Annotated in this window: 13 protein-coding genes and 1 pseudogene; 7 read left to right on the forward strand and 7 right to left on the reverse strand. The window is 64.1% G+C overall.

Translation table 11 applies throughout. The annotated features are described in order from the left end of the window. Nucleotides 1-768, forward strand: coding sequence for a hypothetical protein (locus tag ACIBI4_RS13920; RefSeq protein ID WP_399204021.1), 768 nt, complete (start codon nucleotides 1-3; stop codon nucleotides 766-768). A 319-nt stretch (nucleotides 769-1,087) separates the two neighbouring features. Here the strand turns inward: ACIBI4_RS13920 and ACIBI4_RS13925 are convergent. The 4 genes and pseudogenes from ACIBI4_RS13925 to ACIBI4_RS13940 form a co-directional block, all read right to left on the reverse strand. Then, nucleotides 1,088-1,898: pseudogene (locus ACIBI4_RS13925) on the reverse strand (IS5 family transposase). Between the two features lie 901 nt (nucleotides 1,899-2,799). After that, the gene (locus tag ACIBI4_RS13930; RefSeq protein ID WP_399204022.1) at nucleotides 2,800-3,114 is read right to left on the reverse strand and encodes a hypothetical protein; all 315 of its coding nucleotides are present in this window, start codon (nucleotides 3,112-3,114) and stop codon (nucleotides 2,800-2,802) included. Beyond that, entirely contained in the window at nucleotides 3,105-9,971 is a 6,867-nt protein-coding gene (locus ACIBI4_RS13935; RefSeq protein ID WP_399204024.1) for a polymorphic toxin-type HINT domain-containing protein, read from the reverse strand. Before ACIBI4_RS13935 ends, ACIBI4_RS13930 begins: the two co-directional genes overlap by 10 nt. 231 nt (nucleotides 9,972-10,202) lie before the next feature. Then, nucleotides 10,203-13,754, reverse strand: coding sequence for a LamG domain-containing protein (locus tag ACIBI4_RS13940; RefSeq protein WP_399204310.1), 3,552 nt, complete (start codon nucleotides 13,752-13,754; stop codon nucleotides 10,203-10,205). 437 nt (nucleotides 13,755-14,191) lie between these two features. Here ACIBI4_RS13940 and ACIBI4_RS13945 point away from each other — a divergent pair, with 437 nt between their 5' ends. Then, a complete protein-coding gene (locus ACIBI4_RS13945) occupies nucleotides 14,192-14,434 on the forward strand; it encodes a leucine zipper domain-containing protein (protein ID WP_399204025.1) in 243 nt (80 codons plus the stop codon). A 76-nt stretch (nucleotides 14,435-14,510) separates the two neighbouring features. After that, the gene (locus ACIBI4_RS13950; RefSeq protein WP_399204026.1) at nucleotides 14,511-15,077 is read left to right on the forward strand and encodes a hypothetical protein; all 567 of its coding nucleotides are present in this window, start codon (nucleotides 14,511-14,513) and stop codon (nucleotides 15,075-15,077) included. A gap of 91 nt (nucleotides 15,078-15,168) precedes the next feature. On the opposite strand, the gene ACIBI4_RS13955 is transcribed toward ACIBI4_RS13950, so the two are convergent. Beyond that, nucleotides 15,169-15,693, reverse strand: a complete 525-nt coding sequence (locus ACIBI4_RS13955; RefSeq protein ID WP_399204027.1) for an ImmA/IrrE family metallo-endopeptidase — start codon at nucleotides 15,691-15,693, stop codon at nucleotides 15,169-15,171. After that, entirely contained in the window at nucleotides 15,686-15,994 is a 309-nt protein-coding gene (locus ACIBI4_RS13960) for a helix-turn-helix domain-containing protein (RefSeq protein ID WP_399204028.1), read from the reverse strand. The genes ACIBI4_RS13955 and ACIBI4_RS13960 overlap by 8 nt, the downstream gene beginning before the upstream one ends. 123 nt (nucleotides 15,995-16,117) lie before the next feature. On the opposite strand from ACIBI4_RS13960, the gene ACIBI4_RS13965 reads away from it, so the two are divergent. Then, a complete protein-coding gene (locus tag ACIBI4_RS13965) occupies nucleotides 16,118-17,143 on the forward strand; it encodes a hypothetical protein (protein ID WP_399204029.1) in 1,026 nt (341 codons plus the stop codon). A gap of 106 nt (nucleotides 17,144-17,249) precedes the next feature. Here the strand turns inward: ACIBI4_RS13965 and ACIBI4_RS13970 are convergent, their stop codons facing one another. Continuing rightward, nucleotides 17,250-17,561 (reverse strand): hypothetical protein, encoded by a 312-nt coding sequence (locus ACIBI4_RS13970; protein ID WP_399204030.1) that lies wholly within the window; start codon nucleotides 17,559-17,561, stop codon nucleotides 17,250-17,252. Nucleotides 17,562-17,614: 53 nt separating this feature from the next. Here ACIBI4_RS13970 and ACIBI4_RS13975 point away from each other — a divergent pair, with 53 nt between their 5' ends. The 3 genes from ACIBI4_RS13975 to ACIBI4_RS13985 all read left to right on the forward strand — a co-directional run bounded on the left by ACIBI4_RS13975 (nucleotide 17,615) and on the right by ACIBI4_RS13985 (nucleotide 20,908). Next, the gene (locus ACIBI4_RS13975) at nucleotides 17,615-18,127 is read left to right on the forward strand and encodes a hypothetical protein (RefSeq protein ID WP_399204031.1); all 513 of its coding nucleotides are present in this window, start codon (nucleotides 17,615-17,617) and stop codon (nucleotides 18,125-18,127) included. A 170-nt stretch (nucleotides 18,128-18,297) separates the two neighbouring features. After that, on the forward strand, nucleotides 18,298-19,974 hold the full coding sequence (locus ACIBI4_RS13980; RefSeq protein ID WP_399204032.1) for a helix-turn-helix domain-containing protein: 1,677 nt from the start codon (nucleotides 18,298-18,300) through the stop codon (nucleotides 19,972-19,974). 298 nt (nucleotides 19,975-20,272) lie between these two features. Then, on the forward strand, nucleotides 20,273-20,908 hold the full coding sequence (locus ACIBI4_RS13985) for a hypothetical protein (protein ID WP_399204033.1): 636 nt from the start codon (nucleotides 20,273-20,275) through the stop codon (nucleotides 20,906-20,908). The last annotated feature ends 209 nt before the right edge of the window (nucleotides 20,909-21,117 follow it).

Consider the following 21,117-nt stretch of genomic DNA (forward strand, 5'->3'; position numbering starts at 1 on the left):
GTGACCTTCACTCGCTGGTCGCGTTGGCGCGCACGCAGAGCGCTACGCCGAGGCCTGTCCAAATTCGAAGCACGACTCGACAGTTCGGTTCCCGGCATAGCCTTCACGGCCAGGATCACTGCGACGGTACACACCGAGCCGCCGTACCCGCAGAGCACAGACGAGATTGCAGCGGCGATCCGTTCTGTTCTGCGCAAGGCGGCGTCAGACATCTCCCCGAAGTGCGAGCCGGCCGATCTCACCTCGGCCCAGGACACCATCGCGCGGCACCTGGCCTCCCGCCGATCTTTGTCCACCAACCCGCCCGTCGAGTTCCACGCGCGGCTCGTACTCGACCTGTTCCCCGACGACCGGGCCGCCGTCACGGCCCTGCTCACCGCACAGCGCCGCCAGGCCGTCGCCGACAGGCTGCGCCGCCAGAAGACCGACGCCATGGCTCAGGAACTCGCCGATCCCGCCGCAGTACTCGTGCGCTGGCTTGAGCAGCAGGCGGACACGTGGAGCGACCTACCGGATGCCGAGAAGCTCAGCAACATAGCGGCCGCCTTCGCGGAGCACCGTACCGACCGCGAACGCACCATTGAGTACGCCACTCTTGAAGTCATCCGTGACTTCCTCGACAGCTTCCAGGACCCGCCACAGAGGCGCATGGTGTACGAGGTCCTGGCGGCCGGCATGCGGCACGCAAAGCGCCCTGACCACGCAGACAGGACCGAAGCCCTCCTCAACACACACCCATCGACGAACGAACGCCCCAGCGACACATGATGGAGCCAGGGCGCCAACCTCCGGCCGTAGACCGGCGCCGCCGATGAGGACGACCGTCACACGTCTTCTACTGTCCCCTCGGACCAGTTGGCGCGCCTTGTGCCTCGTGCGCGCCAGCGCTGGCAACCTCTCCTTCGACGCCGCATGGCGCGCCACACGGGTACGCCAGCGCCCCGAGGAAGCACCCTTTCGACGACACGGTCATCGCGCGGAGGGACCAGACTGACCGCCTCCGTACACCGGTCCGATCACCCAGTCCCTCGCCATCGCACACGGTGCGTCCGCCCAATCGCCACCTAGCACAATCGAGTTAGAACGGCTAACACAATGACCTGAGTTGTCGGTGGGTGATGAGGCAGCAGGCCAGTTTGAGGAAGGCTTCATGTATGTCGGCCCGGCGTTCCCAGCGCACGCGGAGTCGACGGAAGCCGTGGAGCCAGGCGAAGGTCCGCTCGACCACCCACCGGTAGACGCCAAGTCCGGTGCCGTGGCGGGTGTTTCGGCGGGCGATGGCCGGCACGATGCCGCGGGCGCGGACCTGGTCGCGGTAGATGTCGTGGTCGTAGCCGCGGTCGGCGAACAGCGAGTCCGGCTTGCGGCGTGGGTGGCCGACCCGGCCGCGGACGGGAGGGATCGCGTCCAGCAGGGGCATCAACTGGGTGACGTCGTTGCGGTTGCCGCCGGTGAGGATGACCGCGTGCGGGATGCCGTGCCCGTCGGTGATCAGGTGATGCTTGGATCCGGCACGGCCCCGGTCGACCGGCGAGGGGCCCGTGTGGATCCCCCTTTTAGGGCCCTGACGTGCGAGGAGTCGACGATGCAGCGGGACCAGTCAGCCGGGCCGCCGCGTTCAACTCGGCGAGCAGCACCTCGTGCAGGCGCTGCCAGACACCGGCCTCGTTCCAGTCCCGCAGTCGCCGCCAGCACGTCATGCCCGACCCGAAGCCGAGCTCTTGGGGAAGGTGTTCCCACTGGATGTCCGTGTGCAGCACGTACAAGATCCCGCACAACACCTGACGATCCGGAACCGGCAGGCGACCTGGGTACCTGAACCGCCGCTCCCTTTTCGGCAGCAGCGGCTCGATCCGCTCCCACAAGTCGTCCGGCACGATCCACGGTGAAGTCCCCACGGCCCGGACAACGTCCAACTCGCCTGTCAGGCACGGCCACCAGGGTCGATACACCTCATTGTGTTAGCCGTTCTTAGAGCAGTGGCGACTCACTCGCCGAACTCGCTAGGCCATAGGTGATCGTGGCTGGTCGGGTTGCGGCGGCACTCGCGGACACCAACTCGTCGCTCTCCAGGTCGGCGAGGCAACTGGAGACCGCAGATTAGGGATCTCGGAATTCGTCGCCCTGGCCGCGGCCTTGGTGCTGTCACTCGACGACCTATAAGCCCTTCGTCTCCCGCCCACTTCCACCATTAGCGATCGCCGGAGAGCCTCGAGTGCGAGTCGTGATCAGCCGCGGATCCGCCCGGCTGGGCGCGGGATCCTCCCCAACAATGATTCTGCAAAGGGGCCGTTCTCGATCGGCCCAGGGGCGCGGCCCTGCTCCTGGGCGGAATACCTCTCGCCTCCAGAAAGGCGTGCCAGCCTGAACTGGCGCCGCCTAGGGGAGACCAGGATAAACGATCGCACAGGAAGCTGCAGTATCCAGTCGGATCACGCCATCTCGCCATAGTCAGTTAGCAAAGGCGAAGCACAAACGAACCGAAAACCCTCCCCGAGCTTCTCCATGTCCTCGCGGCTCTTGATGTGAGTGTCCCAGACGAGCTCCGGAAATTCCCGCGCCGTGGCGCACATCCGAGCGCCATGCAGGCGATGGCAGAGGCCGGGGAATCAGCCGATGGCGATCCGCGGATACGCCCCCAGCCCTGATCCACGACACGATCGCGCCCATCGTTGCTCGCGGGACCGACACGCAACCTTCCGTTGATCCACTGCTGTTGACGTGTAGGAACATCGGAACGGTTCATTCAGAGCGCAGTGCGCCCCGCCCCGGCGAGGCGGGGCGCACTGCTGCGGATTTTCACAGGTGGCCGTGGAGGACCCAATCCCTAACTCTCACGAGGAAGGATTTGACATCATCTGACGTCATTCGGCCGCTTCGCGTTCGAACCTGACCGGCCTCCACGTCGACCAGGTCCTCCTCGAACTCCCCTGTATTCCAGAGCACGACTTGCCCCATTCGAATACCGGCATCGAGGACCCAGGAAATCGACTCCGGCGCCTCATCGTTCGGCGACAGCGAAATCTCGGAGATGTCGCTCAAGCCCTCTGTGTCTCTCAGTTCCTGGCGAATGAGCGCCATGAAGGCGCGAAGGATTTCTGATTCTATGAGCATCCCCAGCCCCCCAGTTTGATGTTTTTTGCTGCGGGCAGCTGCGGAACCGGCTGACCCTTCTTCTTGGCCAGTCGAGCGAATATTGTATCCGAATCTGACATCTTGTAATCGCCTGGCCTTCCGCCCGGGATCAATGCGGATCTAGGTACGTCAAACTCGACATACACCGACCCGGGGCGCGCCGAAATGTATGCCTCTCGGTTCGCGGGGTACACGACGTACGAAAATCCACCTCCTCCGCGCTGAACCCTTCCAGTCTCCATCATTGCCTGGTGCTCGGCCGATGACATCCAGCGGCCGACCGTGACGTCGCCGTCATCCGGGGTGTGGCCTCCACTGTTGTGGACGAGGATAGGGGCTTTCCCTGCCAATACGTAGAACGTATGCAGGTCATCGACGGTGAGATTGTATGTGCGGGCGTGCTCGGTGTAGGGCCTGTTCGCAGTCACCGTCACCGTGGCGCCGCTGTCGGTGAGAAGCGTCATGCCTTCCGCGAGTTCACGTGCAGGGATCCAGCGCTTCTCGGAGGGCGACCAGAACGGGTGCTCGTGGGTTGCAGTAAGTTCTTCGATTCCTTCGCCTGTGGCTATGGAGAGGCTATTGAAGTGCTTGTCGTCTTCGGTCCGAATGAGACGTGTCACCTCACGAGAACCTTGCTCGCCGGTTTCAGGGTCCGTTGCCAGAACCTTGTCCCCAAGCTCTACTTCCTCAATGTTCTTGGTCGTGCCATCTGCCATGAGGACGTCGGTTCCGGCCAAGAAGCACCTCGTGCATCCGCCAAGGGACGCCTTGCCCCCACCCTTCGCGCCCTTTTCGAGACCAATCCGGGAGCCCAGCCCGTCAACGAAGGCTCGCCCAAACATCTCCATGAATCCCTCGCTATTTAGAGGGATGGTGCGGAGGTCATCGACGCTGACTGCCTTCTTGCAGTCGAAAATGAGACACGGGCCGAAATTGTCGATGACGTCTTCCGAGTACCCGTAAAGCCACATCTGCCACTGTGCGTCATTTACGGGGCCGTCGTACGCGCCCTGATATTTGATGAGGGCGCGCCGGAACTCACTGTATGAGGTGTTTCCCTCGTTTCGGTAATAGTCCTTTCCTGTATCGGCGAGCCAAATCGTCGTGACGTACGCTTCGAGACTGAGGTCATTGAGCGTCGGCCCCCTGTCGCCGCTTGTGCTGCTGCTGGTGTTGATGGGGAACGAAGGATCGTAGGTGTTCCCGCCCTTGCCTGATCCGCTGGTCGTACTTTGGTGGCAGTGTCCGTTCCCGGGATCGAGGCACGTTCCTGTGGGGTCGGAGTACGTGACGGGACTGTTCGCCGCGTAGCTGTAACCGTTGAGTGTCTGGTGCTTGGTCACTTCCAAGATCGGGTCGACGCTGACGAATTGACCAATCGCGGCGTCATACTCGCGTGCCCCGATGTGCGTGAGCCCAGTGGATTCATCGGCCGGCTTACCGAGGAAGGACTTGTCGTCAGGCCAGTTGCTCGCCTCGGTACCACGGCTCTCACCAAAGGGAGTGGTGTAGCGCTTGGTGGCTGCCCAGGTGTTGGCGTCCAAAGCCAGGCCGGCAGTGCCGTGATGGTCCGAAGCGACGAAGGTGAGCTTGCTGCCTGAGGTGCCGCTGGCGGCGGTGCGGAGGGCAATCTGCTGCCCGTTGGCCGTGTAGTAGCGGGTGCCCGAGAGATTCTTGGTGGCGCCTTGGGTGGTCAGGCGGACTTCTGTCGCCCCGAGGTACAGAACGGTGTCGCCGTCGCCCTTGTCACGCCGAATGAGCAGCTCGCCGTCGGCGCCGTAGAGGTAATTGGTCTCGTCTGTCACCTCGATGGTTTTGGCAAGCCTTCCTTCGGCGTTCCAGTCGAGTGTCTGCTGGCCCTGGCTTCCGGGACGCTTGGTGGTATTGCCAGTCTTGTCGTACTCATAGGTGTCGGTGTTGGTACCGGTGACGGTCTTCGTCAGCGGGTGGGGTTGGTTATTGCCCGTGGGCCCGTAGGTGAATTCGGTGGTGCTGTTGCCGCTGGGCGTGTGTTCAGTCTGCGAGTCGCGCTGTCCTCCCTCGGTATAGGTGTAGGAGGTCCAGTACGGGGCCGCACCGTCGATGTTGGACTGGGTGCGTCCTGCAGTTGCGCAGTCGGCGGTTCTTGGGGTCCAGGCTTCGGTCATGCGGCTGTAGCCGTCGTAGGTGAAGCACTGGTAGTCGGGCTTGCCTGTGCCGTCTTGGGAGCTGGGGTCGAAAATTGAGGTGACGTTGCCAGCATCATCCTGAGTGAACTTCAGCTCTTGCGGCATGTAACTGTGTACGTCGTCGGTGACATAGGAGCGAATCAAGCGTCGAGTGCCGGCCTCGTACTCGTAGTTGAGGTACGCCTTTTTCGCGCTGTCCATGCCCAGAGCGAGCTGGCGCAGGTCACCCTGCGGTGAGAACCTCGCGCCTTGCAGGTAGCCGGTTGTGCCCTTCGACGTGAGCTGTTGCCCGGTTGCGTTGTAGGTGTATGAGACCGTCTCGGCGGGCAGTCCACCGACCGCAGGCTGGGATGTCTGTGACACGGTGCCGTCGGGTCGGTAGCCGGTGGTGAAGGAGAGAGTCTGAGGGACGCCAGCCTTAACCAGTTCGTCGTCGGCGGGCAGGAGAAGCTGGCTGCTCTCTACCTCGTAGGTTGGCGTGTATTTGGTGACCTTGTCGGTATAGGCCTTGCCAGCGAGGCCGCCGTCGTAGCGGACCGCGGTGTCCTGCTTTCCCTTGGCAAGGGTGTCGAAGGTCCATGCAGCGAGCTTGTTTGCATCGGTCTTGCTGGTGTGCCAGAGCCCGGTCTTGCGGCCCAGATCGTCATACCCGGTGAGGAGGATGCGGCCTTCGGCGTCCTTGGAGGTGATCGGTCGGTCCAGGGAGTCGAAGTCGACCGTTGTGGTGCCAGTGTCGGGATCGGTCTTCTTGGTCTGGCGTCCGAACAGGTCGTACTCGTACGTCCACTTGGAGCTGTCGGGACCGGTGACGGTCGCCTGCTGACCCGCCGGCCGGTAGGTGAACTTCGTGCTGGTGTAGGTGGAGCCTTCGGGCTTGCTGCCAGGGTAGGTGCGCTGTTCGACCGTCTGGCCAAGTGCGTTGGTCACGAGCGTGCTGGCTTGCCCGCCGGCCGGCGCGCTGGTGGACACCGTGTCGCCCGTGTAGGCGGTGTCGAGCGTCCAGCGAGTGACGTTGTAGTTCTTGGTGACTGCCTTCACCGCTCGCCCGGCGCCGTCGTAGATCGTGTCTACCTGCATCGGAGCCTGGCCGCCATCGATCTCCACGGGCGTGGACGAGGGAGCAGACGATTCGTTCCAGATGTCTGATTGTGTTGACACTGCGAGGCCGCGTGAGTCGTACAGTGTTTGGCCGATCAGTCGGCCGCCGACCGGTGAAGGCTTTTGGACCTGTCGAGGGCGCAAGAGAGAGTCGAAGAATTCGTAACTGGTGTTGTAGCCGGAGGCGTCGCCCTTGAGGGTGCTGGTGGCGGTCCAAGGCATGGCCGCGTTGGTGATGTTGTATTCGTAGGTCTGGTTCGGGGTCTTGCCCAGTGCCTTGGAGCGGTTGGGTAGCCAGACCTTCGTCACCCGGCCAAGGCTGTCGAGTTCGGACTCGGTGATCCTGCCGTTCGGGTCAGTGGTCTTAACCGGCTTGCCAGCGGCGATGTCCACAACGACGGTGGTTTTGAACTTCTTTGCGTCCTCGACAGTCGTCGAGGTCAGCGGGCCGCTTGTCGCCGGGGTGTAGACCGTCGTCTTGATGGCGAGATCGTTGGTGTCGGTTACAACGAGCGGCCGGCCAAGGCTGTCGTAAGTGGTCCCGGTGACCTTCTGCCACGTAGGGGTGCCAGCGGAGTATGACTTGGCCCGGCCGGTCCATGTGGCCTTGCCCTTGGTCGGCTTCTGGTCGGCCGACCAGCCGCTTGCCGCGGGGTTGTCGTAGACGGTGGCCGTGTCGGTGATGAGGTCGCCGGGACGGCTGCTGTCAGTCGGCAGGTCCAGGCTTGAGTCTGCGGTGGCGCAAGTCTTGGATGTCGTGCGGGTGCGCGAGACCAGCGAGTTGATGCCGCTGTCAGCGTTGCGCGCGTACCACGTGCGGGTGCAGGTCTCGTCGCCGGTGACGGCCTTGTCGCCGACGTTCTCGGCAGTGGTGACCATGCCGTAGTCGTCATACGTGTAGAGGACGGCTGTGTTGCGGTCCTTGGCGGTGCCGCTTGATGTGACGTTGATGCGGCCGTTCTGTGCTGCATCGCGCACCATGTACGCCTCGATGTTGGCGTACGACTTGTGCTGGGTGGCGGTCTTCTTGGACCAGATGCTGTTGATCGATCCGGAGACTTCTGCTGCTCCGTTGTATGTGACTGTCTCGCGGGTGAAGCCCGCGTACCAGTCGTTGTCGGTGGCCGCACCGGCCTTGATACCGGTCACCGACACGGACTTGCGCTTGTCGGGGTCGGGGGTCTTGCCGTCCGGGCCGAGTACGCGGTCGCCGTTCATGCCGCGCATGTACACGGTGACGTTCTTGAGCTGGTTGGTCCCGGAGGCTCCGGTGAGATGGGTGACCTTTTCGTAGCCGCGCCAGGTCGACCAGGTGCGTTCCTTTGCGGGGGTCATGGGGTCATGGGTGTAGTGCCAGGCTCCGCCACCGCTGTACTGGTAGGTGTGCTGCACTGCTTCTGAGCCACCGAACGGGTCGGTCGTGGAGACCGCGCTGACCGGATACTTCTGGAACCAGTCCAGAATTGGTTCCTGCTCGCCGTTGGGCGCCCACATCACGGGGTAGCAGCGCTTGGTGTTCTCGTCGACCTTCGGCATGGTCTGCCCGTAGACGCAGTCCGCCTCCATGTAGGAAACGATGGTCTGTGCTCCGGTCTCGGAGACGATGGTCTTCAGGCGAGGCTTCTCGAACGAGAGAATGTCGTCAGAGGGTCCGTCAACACGGTTCGGCCTGAATTCGTGCGTGAACTTGATCGGAGACAGTGCCAGGTCGGTGCCGCGCTTGCCTGTGTGCTTGATCTCGTCCAGCCACAGCGCCTGATCGGTGGAGTCTCCGGTGTCACCCGGGTCCAGGTACAGCTGCTTAAACGACCAGTTATCGATCGGCGCATAGTCGGGTGTGGCGGCCGCCGCATCCCAGGCGTAGGTAGTGACGCCAGTCATCCGCTTACGTGTGAAGAACGTGGGGCTCACGTTTCCGGTGCACTTGTCGCCCTCTTTGCAGACGGTGTCGAAGGGCACATCGGGCCAGTTGTCCCGGGTGTCTTCGGTCAACGAGTCACAGCCGGTACCCGACGCCAGGCAGCGCTCGGCATAGGAGAAGACCACTTTGTTCGAGGCGGCCGGGGTCGCGGAGAACAGCGCGCCCTTGCGCTGCCCGTAGCGGATCTCCTTGAGGTAGCCGCCTCGGGTGTACGCGGTACCGGTGGTGTCGTCCCCGAGCTTGTCGTAGTAGTTGGCCTCGTCCTCGTACCAGTACGTTGAGGCGTTGCCGTGGGTGTCCTCAACCAGGTCAAGGTTCCAGCGCCATGCCTGCTTCTTGTCTCGACCGGAGAAGCTGGTGCCGTCGGCGTAGCCTGGTTCACCTTCGTCGTCGCCGAATACGGGGACTGTCCACACCGACTTGGTGCGCATGTCCGCGGAGGCGCCGTCCAGTTTGTTGAGGCCGAAGGTGTAGGTGACGCCCTGGCCGGTGGTGACAGTCCAGTACTCGCCGTTGTCGTCGCCGTTGTCGGCGCCGGTGTGACGCTTCACGGTGGAGGCGTCATCGTTCTTCAGGTGCCACTGGCCGGTCGTGTCATCCTTGACCAGTTCGTTGGCTTGGCCGTTCAGCACCAGCGAAGCGTTTTCGTACTTCCAGCACCGGTCGAACTTGTCGTCCTGGCCGTCGTCGTCGCAGGAGCCGTACTGCCGCTCGATGTATGACGACGTGATGTCGAAGCCCTCGCCAAGGACGGTTCCTTGGTTGTTGGATGTGGCGGTGCGGCCGTCGACCATGCCGGAGTCGTAGGAGATTTTGAGCTCGGGCAGCGGTCCGGCTGCTGCTGGCGGCACGCTCAGCGGGTACGACGTCGAGAACGTGCCGCTCGAGCCGCCGGCTGACCAGGTAGAGGAGGCCGCGAGGGGGGTAGCTTTGAGATCGCCGGACGCCGACTGTGTGCCGGCCGCAAGAGCCAGCACCATTGTGTCGCCGCCGCTCGCTGACCGGGCCGCAGGCGCAAACTCCAGCGGTGCAACGATTTCCTCGGTGCCCCGCTGGTTCGTGAACTCAAGTGGCACGCGACTGCGGCACTTGGTCGTGGCTGGATCGTTCAGCGCACAGTCCGGCAATTGCATGACCTGCAGGCGGCCCGCCCAGTCGGCACCGTAGGCCGACGCAAATGCCGAGTAGTCCAGACCGAGTTCAGCACTGCCTCCGCCCTTTGGGCCAGTGACAGTGAGCACCACACCCTTGACGCCGAGTTCCTTGGCTGCCTTCTGATCAAGGACGTTCACCTCGATCTCGGAGGCCACCTTCTTCTTGCCCGAAGGTCGCTCCAAGGCAAGCGGAAGCTTGCCTGCCTTCGCCTTCGTCTTGCCCTTCTCAGGCAATCTCAGTGTCGCCGACCCAGACCCTGGCCACGTCACGGACCGGCTCTGGTCACCGCGGGCACGTTTGGCACTGGCCGCATCAGCTGCGGAGCCGGCTGTAACAGCGCGCTGAGCCTTGCTATTGGCCTTCCTCGTCAACGTTGAGACCTTGACGGAGCGCGGCTTCTCCAGGTCAGGTCGACCGAGGGGATCCTTGCCCGCGGCGGAGGCTATGGGAGTCAGCAGTGCAGGCAGCATGGCCGCACTGAGACCCAAGGTCATTCCTTGGAACAAGCGGCCGCTGACGATTCGATGTGGCCGGCTTCGTGGAAGCCGGTTCTTACCCAGTGGATTCATGGCAGGTTCTTTCCGCGCGGCCCGGGGCAGCGCGCTGGACCCCGCGCGGTTGCGGGGTGCGACGGGATGACACAGGACTGTGGGGGTACGGGAATGCAGCGCCCGTATGCAGACCGGCTGCTGGCTCCACCTGTTTGGTGGAGCCAGCAGCCGGGATCAGATAGTGCCGACGACCTGTGTGGCGATCTGGTCAGCGGTCATGGCGCCCGTCCAGACCCGCAACTCCTCAAGGGCGCCAGGCAGGTAGTGCCCGATAGTGCCGCCCTTGCTGCCTCGGCCCACTGCTAGGGTGCCGACGCCCTGCTGGGCAGCTGAGAATCCGGAGTCACCCTCTGAGGGCTGATCGAACTGGCCCACATACAGGTGGAGTTTCCCGTACCGCGTCTCCGACGGGGCTGTCCCGTTCGGGTCGGTCCACTCCCAGGCCTCCTGAGCGTCGAAGACGCCGGTCACCTGGACCCACGTGTCGATTTCAGCCACGTCACCGCCAGGCACCTGAGCACTCTGCGTGACTTTGCCGTCGGCGCCGACGGCAGTGCGGGTGAACTTCCACTGGTAAACGCCATCAGCTGGCTTCACAACCCACAGAGCCCACGAGGACTCACCGGCCGAAGCCTGCTGGCCGGCGACCTGCGCCTCGTACCCCACGGGCTTGGCAGCGAGCTTCACGGAATCCAGTTGCACACGGGCCGTGACGGTGAAGGATCCGGTCTCATCCGTCATCGGACCAGCACCGGATGCGTACCCCGCCGCGCCGTCGAAAACGAGGCCGGACTGATCGTTGAGCGTCGCACCGGACGCAGACAGCTTCAGGTTCGGCGCCGGGTAGTTGGACAGTTCCTTGACCTCGGTGCCGGTGGAGGACGCGGCGTCATAGTGCGCGACGAGTTCGTTCGCAGGGATGCCGTTCTCCAGAAGCTGTGCCTGCTGTGCGATCAGGTCGCCAGTCAGCGGGCTCTGCCAGACCGAGACCTCGTCCAGGGCTCCGCGGAAGTGCGATCCGCCCGCGATGGTCCGGCCGAACTGCATGCCCACGGACGACACCCACGGGGTGTAGGCGCTCGTCACGGAGTTGAGGACGACGGGCTTGCCCTGCGGCCGTCCGTTGATGAACAGCTGAATCGTGTCGTTCGTCTTGTCGGTGTCGCCCTTCGTGTCAAAGACGCCGGCCAGGTGTGTCCACACGTTCAGCTGCGGGTTGCTGGAGTCTGCCAGCGAGCGGATGTAGGTCGGCCCGGTGACGTCATCATGGGCCCGGTTGAATACCCACTTGTTGTTGTCGGACGAGTAGTAGAGCTGGAAGGCCGTGGACTTCACGCCTGGGGCAGACAGCACCACGTGGTTGGATGTCTTGTCCGTCAGGTACGCCCAGGCCGAAACGGTGAACGAGTCCTTCGTGTTCACTGCCGGGGACGCAGTGGCTGCGTAGCCGTCAACCGTCGTGCCCGACTCGTTGAGCCACAGGGAACGGTCGGTGCCGCCGCGGCGGCTCAGTTCGGTCCATCCGGCGCGCGCGTTGGCCAGCGTTGCGTCGTGTCGGGTGCCTTCGGTTGCGGTGTCCTTCGCGACCGTCACACCGGATGCGGGCGCGCCGTCGTCGAAGTGCCAGGTGCCGACGGGGCCAGCGGCCGGGGCAACCTTGAAGGTGAACTCCGTCGGGGGACCCCAGCGCTCACGTACGTCTCGCGCTTCCACGGAGAGTACTTGTGTGCCGGCCAGGGATGGTGTGACGTCCGGAACGGTAACGGTGGAGCCCGAAACGGTCTTGGTCTGCTGCGCCGATGTGGTCAGCAGGCGCCATCGGTATCCGATGACGTCCGTGTCTGTGGCGTTGGGCTTGAAGGTGAAACTGCCGGGCACGCCGGGGCCGCCCTTGCCCTCGCAGACCGTCGCGGTGCATTCGGTGTACGGCGAGCCTGTCGTGATCACCGGGGGCTTGGGAGCCGTGGAGTCGATCTTGAAGTAGCACCAGGAGGAGTACCCGGACCACAAGTCGCCGGACTTCCCGTTGTACGACCAGTGGGACTGCGTGCGCGACTTGAGCCGGTACAACCCGCCATCCGCACGGTTGGAGGTGGGCATCTTCTCGATCGTGCCGTCCGGGTCCCAGCCGGAGTCGGGCCGGTATCCCGACCACACCTGATGCCAGGCGGCGTCATCGCCGCGCTCGACGATGAATTCAGCCTGGAGAGAGCCCTCCTCGTCACCGTCGTGGTGCTCGACCAGCGTTTGCACGGAGGCCTGCACCATCGGGGTGATGGTGGTGACGATGAGCGGGTCCGACGAGGACTTGTTGCAGTATTCGGTGGTGCCGGTGCCGGGGATCACGCCCACTCTGGTCGGTACACCAGGCTTGTAGGCGTAGTTGACCTTGAGCTCGGCGTTGTCGTCGAACCGCTTCCAGGCCTCCGGGTCGCCTTCGTCCTTCGCGCGCAGCATCAGCGTCAGCCGCGAGATCTTGCCGTCGGCGAACTTGCGCACAGTGGAGGCGAGGTTCTCGTCGGTCTCGTCCGGGTTGTCGTTGAACTCGACCCAGGCATCCGGCTGATCTGGGCTGCATTGTGTGCCGCGTCCGTTGGAGACGTAGCGGTCGCCCATCTGGTCGAGCTGCGAGGGGCCCGGCCAGCGGGTGCCTTCAGAGATGTTGTTGGTGCGCTCGAGGTCGACCCACTTCGGGTCGCAGGAGAATGACCAGGTCTCATACGCGCGGAACGTGGCGTCAAGGATGTACTTGCCGGCGAGCTGGGTCGGCGCGTACTCGAAGTACATGCGGTTGGTGTAGTTGCTGCCGCAGTAGTACGGGCCGGAGACGCTGCACTTGCCGACCCCATAGTCGCCGTTGAACTGCCAGAACTTGTCGCCGTCCGAGGACAGCACAGTCCGCTCGGACTTGCCCACGCCAACCGACGGGTCGATCCGGACCGGATAGACCGTCTCCTTGCCGCGCAAGAGATCCAGGTCCGGCTTCACACTGACAACTTCACCATCGACATGCACGGGCATCACGGCACTGGCGTCGCCAGGACGTGGCTGGGTGCCCTCCTCGACCGGATCTGGCTCCTCAGCGGCCGCGGCACGGGACATCGCCGCGGTCGGGCCCTCGGCCTGACTCGAGGAGTCCCACATCTGCCCGGCCGGGCCCTTGAAGACGGTGTTCCCATTCGCGTCCACCGCGCGCAGGCCTCCGCCCGCGCCCGGAACGATCTGCAGGTCGGTCGACGAGGATGTCAGCTTGATCTGTTCGAGTGCCGGATCAGCAGCCGCCTCTGCAGACTTCACGACCAGCACTTCGCGATAGCCCTCGGCCGTCGCGGTGAGCTCCAGGTCGACGCCCGCGATGACCTCGGGGTAGATGGCCTTCGCACCGTCCAACCGCGGCTCGGGCAACTCGCCCGGCCAGCCAAGCTTCACGGCGCCTTCATCGTTGCTGATCTTTACGAGACCCTTGCCGTCGCCGCCGCCCGAGAAGGAGAGGTCGACGACTGCTGACTTCGGCCCGACCGAACCGTCCGCACGCTTCTCAAGCGTCGCGTCCACAGCGTGCCAGGCACCGTCGGCACCCTTGGCGCGCTGCGGCACCGCCGACTGCGTAAAGCTGTAGGTGCCATCCGGGTTCGCCATCGTGGTCGAGTACTCGGTGCGTTCACTGACCACCTCGACGGGCTCCCCCGAAGCCACTGCACGGGCCGTCGCCGACTCGTGCGTCATCGACGGGCCCTGGCCCGCCTTCTGTTCGACGGTAGCCGCCGACGCCGTCCCCCACAGCGTCGGCACCGACAGAAGAACAGCCAGGGCAGTAGTTCCAGTTAGCGCCCTTATGCCCTTCCCTGGCCCCCGCCACCGATACCCAACCGACGCATTGTGCCTGCGTATCCGCACGTTCCCCACCCAACTTCACAAGCTCTTCAGATGTGCTGGGCAAGTAAATAGAAGGTCCAATTAGCGGTCAAGTGCCATTGGGGCAGCAGCAGCGACTCAAGACATGCGAATCCCGGCCAGTATCGCAACTCCGATGTGGCGCATCGCGACAAATAGAACAGAACATTGCAGACGCGTACGCTCTGTTGCCATACATCAAAAATGACGATCATGGTTGACGCCTGATCCGACATACCTAAGACACACCCGCTCGACCATGAGGCCAAGTGGAACTGGCGGTCATACGCCACGTCGAAGAGCCACCGGGACGCCGCCATGCCCTGCAGCGCTTCGGGATCAGGCGGCAGGCGCGCTGCATCTGGTATCGCCGCTTCAAGGTCGAGGGCGTCGAGGGCCTGCTCACCCGCCCAACGACCCCAAAGACGTCGCCGAACGCCACCCATGTCGAGGCGGTCGGGAAGATCATCTATCTGCGGCAGAACTACCACTTCGGCCCGAGAAGATCGTGATGTACCTCCAGCGGTACCACGACGTCACGATCAGCAAGTCCTGTGTATGACGGACCCTCGAGCGGATGGACATGGAGTGGCTGCCGGCTCACAGCGCTACAAGCGCCACGACCACCGCTCGAAGCGCTACGAGAAGCAGCTGTCCGGCCTCCGGATGCAGATCAACGTGAGTTCATCGAACCGTTTGTCTCGATGCCCCAGGGCCGTCGCGGCGGGCGGAACGAGCACTACCAGACCGCGGCGATCGACGACTGCAATCGGCAGCCCGGCCGAGGACGGACTGCGGCTGCTAAGCGTGCCGAGGTTCCATCCGATGCTCAACCAGGCCACCGCGAACCAGTTCGTCGGCTACGTCCTGCAGCGACTGTTTCCAAGTCGAGGTGATCCAGACAGACAACGGGGCAGAGTTCGGGTCCACGTTGCTTCCACGTACTCGACAAAGGCATCGGCAACGCCTACATCAAGCCCCACACGCTGCGGCTCAACGGCGTGGTCGAACGATCTCACCGGGTCGACACAGGAGACCCATCGGCTCCTGGACGGCGTCATCATCGACGACGCCGAGGTCTACAACAGCAAGCTCCGCGAACGGGAGGACTACCGCAACGACCATCGCCACCACGGCGGCCAAACGCCCTACTAACGCCTCAGGTAGAAGGCCTCGGTTCAGGCGTAAACGATCGTCGCAGGTTGCGCAGTCAGCCGACCCCCGGTACGTGCCTCATCGACCTGGCTCAGCTCACCATGCCGAGGTTGATCAAGCGGAAGCCCATCGCTGAGGGGCTGACCGCAAAGATCCTGGCCAGCTCCTCGGTACATAGGTCAGGGTCCTGACGCACAGGTGCTGAGAGTTGCCCCAGCTCTGCTCTGACCAGGTCGGCAGGCATCAGCAGACTCGCGGCAAAGGAATTGGCCTCGATCTCTTCGCGGTCGCTGGCCATGCTCGACGTCTTGTCCCGAAGGTTGACGCGCACGGGCCGGTCAAGCACCACCTCACGTCCTGGGTGCAGAACAAGGTGACCCAGTTCGTGGGCAATGGTGAACCGCTGACGATTAGCTGAGTGAGTGTCGTTGACTCCGATGACGGGTGGATGGCCGCCCTGGCGGACGAGCATCCCTGAGACGTCCCCGTCCTTGAATGAACTTCGCGAGACCACTGCACCGAGGAGCGCAGCCAAGTGCTCCACCTCGACGGGAGCCGAGGTCACGCCCGCCTCGGCCAGGAGACGGGCGGCCCGTAGTTCTGCGCGTCTAGTCACGACTGGTCTCCTTCTGCGCATTGGCCAGGACGCTCTGCGCCCATCCGCGCGCGTCCTCCGGCAGCTCGTCGAGTACGTCCGACTGCCCATCGGGGGACGGCAGCAGAGCCTCCGGCTCAACTCTCAGCGCGGCGGCGAGATCGAAAAGCATGTGCAATGCGACCCGTTGGCGCCCCTTCTCAATGTTGCTGATCGAGGTGCGGTTGAGACCTACGGCGCTCCCTAGTTCTTGCTGGTTCATCCCCTGGGCGGCACGGGCCTTGCGGACGCGGTCCCCGAACGCCTCATAGAACTCGTCCATCAGTTCGCATCCTCTCGCACTCGCAGCCGGGCTTCCAGTCTCACAAACACTGTTGCTTATACTGGAACAGATGTGGTTTGCTAAAGTGGAATCGCAGGGGGGCTTGAGTACAGCGAGGTACGAATGGTTCAAAGAGAGTCCCTTGCGGCGCATCTCGATGAGGGCCGCCGCAAGATCCAGGTGACCGATGAGGAGCTGGTCGAGGCAAAGCGTCGGCGTCAGCTCTTGGTCGCCTCCATGTGCCGCGCGTTCCCCGGCGCGGTCACCTACTTCAATGGGAGCGTCGCGCATGGCGATGCGAACACCCCACTTGCGGACGTCGACCTGGGAGTCGTCCTTCCCACACAGGATGCCGCGCCTTACGGTCCCGGCAAGCTGGATGCCCTTCCGCTCATGGAGCGGGCCCGCGACGCAATCCGTGATGATCTTGGGGAGGAGTTCCCGAACCTCACCGTCCAGGTCCTGGACCGCCGACGAGCCGTACTGGTGCGCTTCGGTGATCCGGTCACACTTGGTCAGCCGGACTTCACCGCCGACGTGATGACCGCGCTCCCTCATCCGTCAGGGGTAGGGCTCTACATCCCCAACACGAAGACCGCGGCTGGATGGGACCGTGCGGACCCTATCGCTCACACGCGGATGGTGCTGGAGGCGATCTCCGACACTGAGATGGTGTTCGCGCGAACGGTCCGGCTGCTCAAACACTGGAACCAGAAGCACTCCAAGCCCATGTGTTCCTGGAACATCAAGGTGCTTGCGCTGGGGTGCCTTGACCAGCCCATGCCGCTGATCGACGCGCTCCAGATCTTCTTCACCCATGCGGCTGAGGAGATCGGGCAGGGCCCGACGCCGGATCCTGCCGGTGTCGCCGATCCGATCACGCTGAACATGTCCCGCAAAGAGGTGCACAAGCGGCTGATCACCGCACGCGACTACATCAACCTTGCTATCGAGCATGAGGAGGCGGGCCGTCCCCTCAGTGCACAGCACTGCCTGCATCAGGTGCTCCCCGAGCTCGTGCCGGATGCCGACAGCACCGCCGAGGAGGCCGCCCGTTTGAGGAGCACGGTGTGCGCGGGAGGGACGGCCGCCTCGGGCCTCGGTCTCACAGTCGGGCACGTCACACCGAGCCGGGCATGGGGGCTCTGACTCCATGCCGACCTGGTACGGGGTCCAGCCTGTTTGGTGGGCCCCGCTGGAACGGGACGCCCGGCTTCGCCACGGCTCATCACTCATCCATCGCTACAGCCGTGACTCACTGACGTACGTGTTGTCCGGGCTCGACGTCATCGGTGAACCCGACCCCACCAATGTCACGATCAGCTTCTACAAGCACCCGAGGTACCAACTGTTCGGACAGCAGCCCCAGGACTTCCCCCGTGTGCACGCCAAACCCAAGGCCGCCTCCAAGCACCGATACGCCGAAGACGATGCCCTCTGCTTGTGGCACCCATACGACCCGGACGAACGGCGGTGGAGGAGTTCGAAGGGCCTTCTGGACCTCATCGAGATGGTCCGCACACACTTGTTCCTCGAGCACTACTGGCGCCTGACGGGCGGTGATCATGGTGGCCAGTGGCTGGTAGAGGATGCACCGCACGGGCTGCCGGGGAGTGGTGTGTGGACGTCATCACGACAGCGCAAGCAGCGCCTGGCGCGGCGGGGTGGACTTGGGCCCAGACCACCGCGCTGATCGTCCCTTGCATCGCCCTGTTCGGTGCCTTCGCCAGCTACGCCCTCAACCAGCGTGCGGCGCGCCGCGAGCGCCGAGCCAAGACCTTCGCCGAGGCGCTCACCGCAGTCGAGGAGTACCTCGAGATGCCGTACCGCATACGTCGCCGACCCGCGTCCTCGGCGGAAGTCCGCCAACAGTTGACCGACGAGGTGAGCGGTCTTCTGGCGCGCATGGCCTTTCACCAGGCCTGGCTCCAGATCGAAGCATCATCCGTCGCCGGCCCGTATGCCACCCTCGTGTCCACAGCGCGCGCAGAAGCCGGAGCGCAGATGAGCCTCGCCTGGCAGCAGCCCACGTTCACGACCGACGACGCTATGAACCTTGGCGCCGCGTACCCGCGCGACCGGTCGACCGCGGCACGAGCCGCGTGCATCGAAGCGATGCGCAGCCACCTTTGATGGCATGTGCATTAGCGCCTCTGAGATTCACCACTTGCAAACCGAAGCAAAGCTCAGAGTGCGAGAGCGGCGAAATCAACGGGGTGGATGCCAGGCATTTTCATTCGCGATAGTTTTAACAGCCTCACCGCAGTGCCATGTGGGCATGCCGGACGGAGCGCGCGGAGACGATGGGGCAATCGATAGGCAAGCGGATCGGGTTGGGGGACCGCGTTCGCCATGAGGGGCGTGCCTGGACGGTAATTGCCCTCCCGAGCGGCCTGGTGGACCTCGCCGATGAGTCCGGGCGGCGAATCAGCCGGACAGTGCATCAACTCGCAGGCTCCGACGAGTTCGAGGTCCTGACTCAGAGGCCGTACCCGCGCACGCCGGACGCCATGCCCCGGGAGACCACCGCCGATGACTCAGTTGCGTGGGCGAAGTGGTGGGAGGGACACCTCACCGAGGTCATCACCGGAGTGCCACCAGGCGGGACTGGCGTGCTGCAGCCCAGGCCCTGCTATAACCCGGCCGTTCACGACTTGGCCGAGCGCGAGGCTGCCAAGGCTGCCGAACTCACCGAGATGGGTGTCGCCGCTGCGTCCGCCCGGACGGTGCGGCGCAAGCGCCAGCGCTATCAGGCCGAAGGATGGACGGGCCTCATCGACAAGCGGACGAAACGGACGCCGACGCCGGGCGCCCGGACCGACCCACGCGTGCTGGAGTGCCTGCTGCTGGTGCTCTCTGCACACGAGACCACTAGCGCACACAGCATGTCCTTCTATCGCGAACGCACCTTGCAGGTACTGAAGGGACGTTACGGCGGTGATGAGACGTGGCTGCCATCTCGGGCCACCTTCTACCGGCTGTTGAAGCAGCTGTCGGCGGCTCATGCCGACCCGGAGGACCGGGACAACCTGTCACGCGACGGTAGGCCGGCGACGATCGCGGGCGGGACATGGCTGTCCCGTCCGGGTCAGCGAATGATCGTCGGCTCGCTGGAAATACAACTGCCGTTCACCAAGCAATGGTTGGGGCTGACAGTCGCGCTGGACGAGCTGACGTGGTCGGTCTGCGCCCTCGCCGTCGATCCCGCCGACACAACAGTCGACGGTCTCTCTCTCACAGCCCGCTGGTGGACAGCTCGCGTGCCAGACGCCGAGACGGCCTCCCCAAAGGGCGATTTGGCCGGTGCAGGATCAGCGTCATGGGCCGGTCTGCCGCTGATCCTGCCGGAGCGCGTGGCCGTCGACCCCGCGCACCTTGGGCGTTCGCGCAGATTCGCGACTAGGTGCCGCAACTTCGGGGTGGACCTGGTGCCTCACACACCCATGAGCCCCAGTACCGGCATGACCAAGGTCGCGATCTTCGCGAACGAGTTCCTCAACTACCTCCGCACTCATGGCGGCGTTCCTGACGCTTCGATGTGGAACGAGCCGTTGATCCAGTCACTCGCCCTGGAGTGGGCGGCGCACGTCTGGCAGCACCGCCGGACACCCGAGCTGCGCCACATCGCTGGGCCCGAGTTCGAAGCCACACCGACCGGGGCCTACGCCGCATGCGTCGCGCGGCAGGGGTGGGTTCACCTGCCGCTGCCGACTGACAACTACCCTAAGCTGCTCCCCTCTCGGCACCGCACGATCGCGGCCAACGGCATCTCCGTGGAAGGCCGGCAGTACAACAGCCGCCGCCTGGATCCCTACAGGAGCGGCTCGCAGGGAAAGGCCGATCGCAGCTCCCGCAGGTACCCGATCCACACCGATCGCTACGACACCAAGCGCGCCTGGGTGCGCCATCCCGCCGCATGGATCGCTGTTCCTCTCACCGAGGAACCGACCATGCCATCTCACCAGTTACGGAATCGATAGCCCTTCAACGTTCCGACAGTCGGCACCAGTTCAGCCTCGATGCCCGAAGTGGAAAGGAAGCCTTCCATCGAGAAGGCCGGAACAGTGGGAGCGTGAGACCGGGTTGAATGAGACACCCAACATTCGGGCCAGCTTGAGCATCGTCGTTGCAACGCACGTACGAGGAGCCGAAATCACCTCGAACAAGTCGACCATACTTGACTGAATTTTGGGCATTCAGTGCCGAACTCTGACCGGCCCAGGTTTTTGGCTCTTCTGGATTTCCTCGGCGGTGATCCCCAGCCCTAGGGTGGTCCGCATGAGGTCGACCACAGACCATCCGGGAGGAGCGGAATCCGCATCCGATGCGGGCCATTCCAGCCAGTGGCTCCCCACCTTCATCCAGCACTGCCGGGAAATCATCGAAGCCCATGACGCCACCCTTGAGCGTCTCCGCGCTTCGGTCGCCGCCGTCGAGGCCGAGCGACAGCAGGTACGTGATGCACAGAGCGAGGCGCAGCTCGCGCAGGAAACCATCGAGGGCGCGATGCAGCGCATGCAGGCCTTGAAGGACTCCGCGGCTTCGTGGATGAAGGTCCCGCCGCCCCGCGCCGCATCTGACGCCCCCGGAGCGCCCGGCAATACAGGGCCCGAGGAGCCTCAATCGTCCGCCGGTGAGGCCACCGAGCCGATCAAGATCACGGGTGAACGCTCGCTGCAGCTCCTGCGCTTGTTGTCCAGCCGCCCGCAGCACGCCTGGACCACCCAGGAGGTTGCCGAGTGCCTCGGTGAGCCGACGAACGACGACGGCACCAGGACGATCCGGACCCGGCTCGACTACCTCTGCAGTAAGAGAATTCTGAAGAAGGTCCAGTCGCCGAGGAAGCGGAATGTCGCCGGCCAGGACAACTCGTATGTCCGCTACCGCATCGCGCATGCCTGGAAGGCGGCATGAACTCCATATCCGCACGCCCGTAAGGGCATTGCGGCCGCCGCCCGATGAACTGGCTCCGGATTCCGAGCCCTTGGCCAGTCCGGGCGGCGGCCCCTGCGCTCCAGACGTCAGCTGACAGTCCGGTCGAGCACACCTAAACCCTATACGCCCGCGACCGGGCGCATAACGCGTGTTCGATCGAATTCACCCTGCCCACTTAACGGGAGGTC

The organism is Streptomyces sp. NPDC050418 (assembly GCF_044458745.1).
Classification (GTDB): domain Bacteria; phylum Actinomycetota; class Actinomycetes; order Streptomycetales; family Streptomycetaceae; genus Streptomyces.